Source organism: Lyngbya sp. CCY1209, assembly GCF_055795065.1.
Window position 1 is genome coordinate 1 of sequence record NZ_JAYFER010000162.1, and the last position, 8421, is coordinate 8421.

The following is an 8421-nucleotide window of genomic DNA, read 5'->3' on the forward strand; positions in this document are numbered from 1 at the left end:
TTAGGCGCGACAGTAATTTTTCTGAAAAACCGACAACTTTTCATTCGCGCCGTAACCCACCATTTCCTTTTTAATGCTGGATTTACACACCTTAAACGGTGGGTTACGGCGGATTTCTAGATGGCTTTCACAGCATAGGTTTAAGCCGCCTAACCCACCCTACGAATCAAGCACAGTTTGAGCCGAAACGATCCACTACACCCAGGGCTATAAGGAGTAATTTCCATGAAAGAGGGGCAAAAAATCAAGCTCGACCAATTTTTAAAACATTCCGGTTTGGCGGCGACCGGGGGACAGGCGAAGATCTTCATTCAGTCCGGCTATGTGGCCGTGAATGGGGAGATCGAGACTCGCCGGGGGCGGAAGTTGGTGGCCGGCGATCGCGTCACGTTCGACGGACAAACGGTCGAAGTGGTTCTCTAGCCATCGGCTTTTGTTTGACTGTCTGCGGCGAGGAACTCTCGGGGGCGATCGCGATCGCCCCCCGCTCCCGGCAAATTCTCGCAGACGGACACGATACGTTTAATTATCATCCGTAAATTCATCTAGGAAAATCGCGATCGCGATCCAAAATTGATACTCGCAGCCTCAAAATCATTTAAATTTTCAGTAGATTGACGGAGCAATTGATTCGCGAATGGGTGGCGAACCTTCGACATTACAAAACTTCAAATTTGGGGGTAATATTTGCAAAGTTTTTTGAAGGCAAATCCGTTGTAAACAATTCAAAATAAATTCTCGGCTGTTTTCCCTAAATTTTCGCCAATTTTACATGATTTTTACAAACTCATTACAATCCTTAAAAGATATTGTAAATCCGTGAAAATACTGTATCCATCTCAATTTAAATCCGGTACGATAGTTAACAGGTGGAGGAATGGGAACGGCGCATCTGACGCGATCAACTCAACAATTTTGGAGAGCAGAGATGAACATTAAATTTTCGAGTATCGTTGCATCCACAGTTTTGGCTGCCGGTTTGGCAGCGATGTCCGCGACCGCCGCACTAGCCGACAACGTATTTTCGGATTTGGCGGTCTGGTCCCAAACGAGCGTATCTGGAAATGACGACGTTGATGCGATCGAAAGCCTGTTCGGGCAAGAGGTAATCGAGGGTTACAGTCTGGATGATTACAAAGTTGACAGTAGAAGTGGCTCAAATAGTTACTTCGAGATCGAGCAGCTCAATGAAGGGGTCGGTACGCTCACATTCAAGGATAGCAGCCTCGCCAATTCTACCTTTGCATTTGTCCTGAAAGCTGGCAATGGCTTTGACGCTTATCTGTTCGAGGGGGTTGATGTCGGTACGGCATTGAACTGGAGTACCGCCAACGGCAAGGATCTGTCTCACGCGACGCTGTACGTGTTCGACCAAGGGACTCCCGACCCCTCTCAAAACGTCCCGGAACCGGCGACCGTGTTCGGATTGCTCGCAGTGGGCGGAATGTTGGTCGGCAAGAAAGTGATGGATCGCAAAAACTAGAATGATGAAGAACTCGGGATAGATTCTCCTTGATTCCGACTTGAATTCTAACCTATCACGGCTTTGGAAGTTCAGCGATATCTGAACCGACTCTCGTAATGTCATACCGAATCACCGATAACGATGATGAGACAGATGGAACAAAGCAGCCCCCCGAGGGCTGCTTTGTATTTGGGAAGTTGTCCCGGTCGGATCGTTTTGCTACAGTAGGGCGATCGCGGAACCTTTAAATTGATGCCAATGACATTGAGGATAATTCTAACCGCCCTGCTACTGATTTGGGCGATCGCGGCGACTCCCGTCCGGGCTGCAGAACTCCCCGAAACCGTCAAAACCTATCCCCTCAACATCTCGCCGAACGTCGCCAAACAGACCGTCACCCTGGACCCCCCGGCAACTCACCTAAGAGTCAAGATGGTCAAGCCGGGGGACGTGGCGATTCCCTGCGGGTACAGGAGCCAAACCTACACCTGTACGGCGGGAAAAGCGTTGGATATCGTACCGAAAGACGGCGACCCCATCGAAAAATTTTGGGGCCAGAATACCACGGAAAAAATGGTGTTTCTGACCCTGACGGTGGAGGAAATCCCGGTCGAGGAAACGGCCTCAGAGCTGCCGGTGAGCGATGACGGCATAGAAGGGGTCGCCCCCGCCGAGTCCGAGCATTTGCAGGACGGGGGGAGTGATCGAGGGGCGGACGATCGCCTCGGGGACGCTGAAGCCCGGTAGTTCGCCGCTGCGGACGGAGTTGAAGTAGCCTTCCACCAGTTTCACCCGTTTGGCTTCGGTCGCTTCCCGCCAGGCGGCGATCGCTTTTTGGAAGAACATCCGGTTGGAAAAACTGACGATCGCGACCCCCCCGGGCTTGAGGACGCGGTGCATTTCGTGGAAAACCGCCTCGGGATACTGCAAATACTGGACCGAAACGCAGATCGACACGGTGTCGAATTCGCGATCGCCCAGGGGCAGTTTCGGGTCTTTATTGAGATCCTGGATAAAATAATGGTTGAGTTGGCGGTTGCGGGCGAGTTCATCCCCGTTCATCCCGTGTCCCTCGACGTGGGCGAATTCCACGTCGTCGGGGAGGTGGGACACCCAGCTACTCATCAGATCCAGAACCCGGCTTCCGGGGGGGATGCGATCGCGGTAGAGTTGGGTGAGTTGGTCGATGAATCCCTCATCGACGTGGGTGACGAACCGGGGATAGGCGTAAAACAGGGTATCTTCGGTTTCGTCGAGTTTTGATCGTTGGTTGCTTTGTAAGAGCATGGATAATGACTCGATGTATTTATGGATTGCTCCCTCCAGTTTAGAAAATATTAAGAAATGTAAACAAGTTCGGGTTCCGCCGGTCCGGCGACAAATCCCAAAATGGCGTTTTGGGCGGGATCTCGGAGCAGGGTTCCGGCGGTTCCGTCGAGGGTGAAGGGTTCGAGGAGGAGGCGATCGCGGGGCGTCCCGTGGATTTCGACGCGGTCGCCGGGGGCGAAATCGGCGACGATATCGGCCTGTCGGGGATCGGCGATATGGTCGGCGGTCGAGAGGATGAAGCGATCGTCCCCGTCGCCGCCGAACAGGAGATCTCGACCCAAGTCGCCGCTGAGGAGATCCGCCCCTTCGCCCCCCGTCAGGGTATCATTTCCCGCGCCCCCAAATAAGGTGTCGCCGCCGCCGTCCCCGGAGAGGGAATCGGCCCCGGCATTGCCCGAAATCGTGTCGTCGCCCCGCCCGCCGAACAGGGTGTCATCTCCCGCCAACCCGGCGATCGCGTCATTTCCGCCGTTGCCGTTGAGGAGATTATTTTGCCAATTTCCGAAGATGCGGTCGTCGCCGCCGTTGGACAATGCGATCGTCTCTTCGATCCAGGGGACGTAGACGGAAACCCGGGTGTCGCTGAAAAACTCGCCGAAGCTGGTGTCGTTGCGATCGGTGACGTCCACCCCGGCGGTGAGGGGACTCTGGCCGAAGGAGGTCAACCCCGCCACCTTGCCATCGATGAAGGCTGGGGAACCGGAGTCGCCGCCGCCCGGGGCGATTTCTTCCGGGCCCAATCCCAAATCGGGGAGGCTGTATTCCACCCCGAAGGCGTCGTTGGCGGGGGAACCGCTGTCGAAGTCGTAGGCGAGTTGGCTGCCGGGGATGATGTTGCTGCCGGGGTCGTCGTTGAAAATTTCGCCGGGGGCATCGTAGCGATTTTTGCCGCCCCGGCGGATGCCCGTCGGACCGCCGAAGTCTTCCCCGTCGAATCCGTTGCCGCCCACGCCGTAGCCGACTTTTTCAAAGGTTCGGCCCACCTCGTCGAAGTCCCGATAGAGGTCGTAGCGGTCGGCGGCTTCGGGGGCGGTGCGGGCCAATTCTAGAATGGCGATGTCGCGGTTGTTGTCGAAGTCGGCCGTCCAGCCCGGGTGGAGGAAGATATTTTGGACCGCGATCGCTTCCCGGCTCGTGGGAACGTCGAATTGGACTTGATAATCGCCGGGGTCGTCCCCGGGGTCGAAACAGTGGGCGACGGTGAGGATGTGGCGTCCGGTGCCGAGGAGGCTGCCGGTGCAGTCGATCGCCCCATTTTTGCCGTGACCCACCACGCCGTCAAAGCCCAGACCGGTGGCGACGAGGCGATCGCCGGCGTCGGCGGGGGTGGCGGAACTGACGATTCGCGATCGGCGATCGCGAGTTTTTGTTAAGAATTTTTGCATCCTCAAATATTAAGAATTGTGAAACCATTAATTTCCATTTTCCGAGGTTGAAGGTGGCAATCAAACCCCCCCTTGAAAGGGTCGCCGCCGAAAACTAACAGAGTTGATGGACTAGGATAAGATAGAGACGAGATGAGAAGTCGAATGACGGGATTTTTGGGCAAATATTTGGCGGGCAGACCCCATCCGTACTGTCTCGGAGTCGGCGGGGATCGCCAGTTATCGGTTCGAGAGTCATAAAAATCGGTCGTTTCGATTCCCATTAAAGAGTCAATCTGACGGATCGCAAAGTCATGAAGAATTGTTAAGTTTGACTGGTATTTCAACCCCTTAAAAGTCGCGGGAATGATGAAGTTATGACGACTCCCAAAACTCAACCCCATCTGGCGGTCGGTTCTTTGGACCCCCTACATCGACTGATCGTCACCCACCAAGATTGGATGGTGATGCAAATTCGACCGTCACCCGGGCGGACGGGAGGGCAGTCAATTTTGAACCACCTGCTGTCCGTCAAGGGGTCGATCGCCCGACTGTCCCTTTTGTTGATTGAAACCAGCGTCAATCTGGCGACAGATGGGTTGGAGTCGGATGTGGGGGCGCGGCTGAAAGCCCACGGGGGGCTCGGCGCGATCGTCGCCTCGGAGGACGCGGAAGCCGGCGTCACCGCCGTCGAGATCCTGGATCGTCTCCGGGAATATCGTCAATGCTATTTTAACTTGATCGAGTTGGGGGAATTTGGCCTCGAACAGCAAGGGCTATTTCGCGAGGTGGTCGCCAATTTTTTCGATGCCCTCGATCGCCAGGTGTTCGACCGAGAAAAGAAATTGCAATATCAATCGATCGTCCGCGACTACATTCACGGGCCTATCGATCCAAAAATGAACGTCGAAACAACGGACTTCGGAGCGTATTTTTTAAACGGCATCAAACTTCCCATCGTCATCTTCGACCGAGATCACAACGTCGTCTTTTTGAATGGGAGTGCCCGGCAGGTCTTCGTCAGTTTCTACCGCCGCGCCCCCCGGAAAGAAAATATCGGAATTTGGGAGATCCCCTGGTTGCAGGAGCGATCGCGGCAATTGACGCGACAGGACTGGGGGGAAATGGTGGATGAGGTCGGCGTCGAAATCGAAGGGGTCGAGCGGTGGTTTTCGCTGAAATTGTACCGGATCGAGGGGATGCAAACCCCCAGCCCGGGCGCGATCGCCGTCTGCGAAGACATCAGTACCCAGAAACGAGAAGCTCGACATCTCGACCGTGATCGGCAACATTGGCAGGAAGTGCAATCCCTGACCCGGACGGGCAGTTGGTCTTTGGATCTGGGGACCGGAACCATGATTTGGTCCGAGGAATTTTGCCGTCTGTTGGGTCAAAACTCCGGGGAATACCAGCCCGGTTTTGAACGGTTCCTCAATCAGATCCACCCCGGGGATCTAAAATTCGTGGTAGAAACCCACGTCCAATCCCTCAATTCCCAGCAGAATTACCGTCTCAACTATCGCATCGTCAAACCGGACGGCTCAGTCCGTTGGGTCAACCAGGAATCTCACCCCGTCCGTGATGGCAACGGCAACATCGACCACATCACCGCCGTCGTCCGCCCCCTGGCCGACCCGAAATCGGCTGCCCCCTCCGTCAAACTCGAAGAATTTGCGATCGCCTCCGCCGTCAGTGCCATCGTCCTGTCGGACCTCGGCGGCCGTCTGCTCTACGCCAACGAATCCTTCCTGCGGATGTGGGGGTACGAAACCATCGAGGATGTCTTAGGCCGGCCGATCTCGACCTTTTGGGGAGATCGAAACCAGGCGATCGCAATCTGCCGCGTCCTCCACCGCCGCCAACAGTGGATGGGGGAAATGGCGGCCCGACGCCGGGACGGCACCCAATTCCACGCTCAACTGACGGCCAACATCGTCGCCGACGAGGACGGGACGCCCATGTACGCGATGGCATCCCTGATCGATGTCACCGCCCGCAAACAGGCGGAAATCGCCCTGCGGGAGAGCGAATCCCGCCTCCGCACCCTGATCGCCACCAGTCCCAGCGGTTTGGTGGTGGTCGATCGCGACGGGCGGGCCCTGTTCCTCAACCGGGCGGCCGAAGACCTGTTCGGCCGTCGGGCCGCGGATTTGCAGGGGGAATTGGTCGGGATTCCCCTGACGACCCGCGAATCGACGGAGTTGGAAATTTTCAGGCCCGACGGCAAACATAAAGTTGCCAGGATGCGGGTGGTCGAAGTTCCTTGGGACGGCGAGACGGCTTACCTGGCATCCCTGACGGACATCACTGACCTCAAACAAACTCAAGACCAATTGACCGTCTTTTCCCGGGCCTGCGATCAGAGTCCGGTGTCGATCGTGATCACCGACTCGGAGGGCAACATCGAATACGTCAACCCCAAATTTGAAGAAGTCACCGGGTATTCGGCCGCGGAAGTGCTCGGCCAAAATCCCCGCCTCCTCAAATCCGGCTACACCACGGACAAAGAATACCAAATGCTGTGGAGGACGATCAGTTCCGGGCAACAGTGGTCCGGAGAGTTTCACAACCAGAAAAAAAATGGGGAATTGTTCTGGGAACACGCTTCGATTTCCCCCCTGCGGAACGACGAAGGGGCGATCACCCACTACGTCGCGGTCAAAGAAGATATCACCAAACAAAAGCAAAATGAGGAAATTCTCGCCCACCAGGCCAACTACGACGCCCTCACCGACTTGCCCAACCGAGTTTTGGTTTTAGATCGGCTTAGACAGGCGATGATACAGGCGGACCGCGATCGCAAGCACGTCGCCCTCATGTTCGTGGACCTCGACCATTTCAAAAAAATCAACGACACCCTCGGCCACGACCTGGGAGATTACCTCCTGCAAGAAACGGCGGACCGCCTGATGAAATGTCTCCGCAAAAGCGACACCGTCGGGCGCCTCGGCGGGGACGAATTTTTGATCATCCTCCCCAATTTAGACCGTCCCTTGCAGGCGGAATATGTCGCCAACAAGGTGTTGGAGGTGTTGGGAAAATCTTTCGACCTGTGCGGTGAGGAGGCGTTTATTTCGGCGAGTATCGGCATCGCCAGCTATCCCGACGACGGCAAAGATACCAATACTTTGATGCGAAATGCGGACACCGCCATGTATGCGGCGAAGCAGGAGGGACGCAATGCTTTTGCTTTCTTTACGCAAACGATGAACGACATCACCAAAAACCGGGTATCTTTGGAAAATCACCTCCGCCATGCGTTGAGTCGAGGGGAGTTGTCTGTGGTTTATCAACCTTTCGTCCATCTGGCGTCTTCGCGCATTGTGGGGGCCGAAGCCTTGATGCGGTGGTACAGTCCGGAACTCGGACAGGTGCAACCCGACCGGTTTATCCCGATCGCCGAAGACACCCGTTTGATCGTAGAGTTGGGAGAGTGGATTTTATTGACGGCCTGCCAGGAGGTGGCGGCTTGGCATCGGTCCGGCTCGGAAAAGTTGTGGGTGGCGGTGAATTTGTCCCCCCGACAATTTCGGACGCCGGCTCTGCTCGATACGATCGCTGACGCGATCGCCAAAAGCGGCATCGATACGGACTGTTTGGAGTTGGAAATTACGGAGCGATCGCTGGTGGAAGAAGTGCCCGGCGTGCGGGAGTTGATCCGCAGTCTGGGGGAGATGAATATTCGGCTGGCGATCGACGATTTCGGCACGGGTTATTCTTCCCTCAACTATCTCAAACGGTTCCCATTCAGCGTGTTGAAAATTGACAAGTCGTTCATTGCCGATCTCCCCCACGACGAGGAGGCGATCGCTCTGGTGAAAACCATGATTTCGATGGGGCACGGATTGGGGTTGTCGGTGGTGGCAGAAGGTATCGAAACGGAGGAACAATTGCATTTTCTCCGCCAGGAAGGTTGCGATTACGGCCAGGGCTACCTGTTCAGCAAACCCCTCCCCGGCAGCCAGTTTCAATCCTATTTACAGTCCCAGATTTGACCCCGATGTTGCCGAAATTCCGAACAATGAGAAAAATCCGATTATTTATTGCGTCGAGTCTGGACGGATACATCGCCCGAAAATCTGGCGCGATCGACTGGCTCCTCACGGACACCGATCTGGACTACGGCTATGGAGAGTTTTATGCCACAGTTGACACCGTTTTGATGGGGCGCAAAACCTACTGGAGAGTTTCATCTTAAATGAGGCGATCGGATCTGAATCCACAGGCAAGATGCCCGATGCTCCGTTGGGAATTTTGCCTCAT

6 protein-coding genes are annotated in these 8421 nt (G+C 55.5%); 4 read left to right on the forward strand and 2 right to left on the reverse strand.

Features of this window, described 5'->3' with window-relative positions; all coding sequences use genetic code 11:
• Nucleotides 1-225 precede the first annotated feature (225 nt).
• Together AC0QHF_RS02240 and AC0QHF_RS02245 are read left to right on the forward strand one after the other, a co-directional pair.
• A complete protein-coding gene (locus tag AC0QHF_RS02240) occupies nt 226-423 on the forward strand; it encodes an RNA-binding S4 domain-containing protein (protein ID WP_324702553.1) in 198 nt (65 codons plus the stop codon).
• A 505-nt stretch (nt 424-928) separates the two neighbouring features.
• Nucleotides 929-1483, forward strand: coding sequence for a PEP-CTERM sorting domain-containing protein (locus AC0QHF_RS02245; protein WP_324702554.1), 555 nt, complete (start codon nt 929-931; stop codon nt 1481-1483).
• Nucleotides 1484-2089: 606 nt separating this feature from the next.
• Here AC0QHF_RS02245 and AC0QHF_RS02250 read toward each other — a convergent pair.
• Together AC0QHF_RS02250 and AC0QHF_RS02255 are read right to left on the reverse strand one after the other, a co-directional pair.
• Nucleotides 2090-2752, reverse strand: coding sequence for a class I SAM-dependent methyltransferase (locus AC0QHF_RS02250; RefSeq protein ID WP_324702555.1), 663 nt, complete (start codon nt 2750-2752; stop codon nt 2090-2092).
• Between the two features lie 50 nt (nt 2753-2802).
• Nucleotides 2803-4179, reverse strand: coding sequence for a trypsin-like serine protease (locus tag AC0QHF_RS02255; RefSeq protein WP_324702556.1), 1377 nt, complete (start codon nt 4177-4179; stop codon nt 2803-2805).
• Between the two features lie 356 nt (nt 4180-4535).
• Between AC0QHF_RS02255 and AC0QHF_RS02260 the strand changes: the two genes are divergently transcribed.
• Together AC0QHF_RS02260 and AC0QHF_RS02265 are read left to right on the forward strand one after the other, a co-directional pair.
• Nucleotides 4536-8153 carry a bifunctional diguanylate cyclase/phosphodiesterase gene (locus AC0QHF_RS02260; protein ID WP_324702557.1) on the forward strand — a complete coding sequence of 1206 codons (3618 nt, stop codon included), beginning with the start codon at nt 4536-4538 and terminating at the stop codon, nt 8151-8153.
• A gap of 26 nt (nt 8154-8179) precedes the next feature.
• The gene (locus AC0QHF_RS02265) at nt 8180-8356 is read left to right on the forward strand and encodes a dihydrofolate reductase family protein (RefSeq protein ID WP_324702558.1); all 177 of its coding nucleotides are present in this window, start codon (nt 8180-8182) and stop codon (nt 8354-8356) included.
• The last annotated feature ends 65 nt before the right edge of the window (nt 8357-8421 follow it).

Coding starts and splice junctions, on each gene's coding strand:
- AC0QHF_RS02255 (WP_324702556.1), bottom strand. CDS start 4,179: ATGCAAAAATTCTTAACAAAAACTCGCGATCGCCGATCGCGAATCGTC.
- AC0QHF_RS02260 (WP_324702557.1), top strand. CDS start 4,536: ATGACGACTCCCAAAACTCAACCCCATCTGGCGGTCGGTTCTTTGGAC.
- AC0QHF_RS02240 (WP_324702553.1), top strand. CDS start 226: ATGAAAGAGGGGCAAAAAATCAAGCTCGACCAATTTTTAAAACATTCC.
- AC0QHF_RS02250 (WP_324702555.1), bottom strand. CDS start 2,752: ATGCTCTTACAAAGCAACCAACGATCAAAACTCGACGAAACCGAAGAT.
- AC0QHF_RS02245 (WP_324702554.1), top strand. CDS start 929: ATGAACATTAAATTTTCGAGTATCGTTGCATCCACAGTTTTGGCTGCC.
- AC0QHF_RS02265 (WP_324702558.1), top strand. CDS start 8,180: ATGAGAAAAATCCGATTATTTATTGCGTCGAGTCTGGACGGATACATC.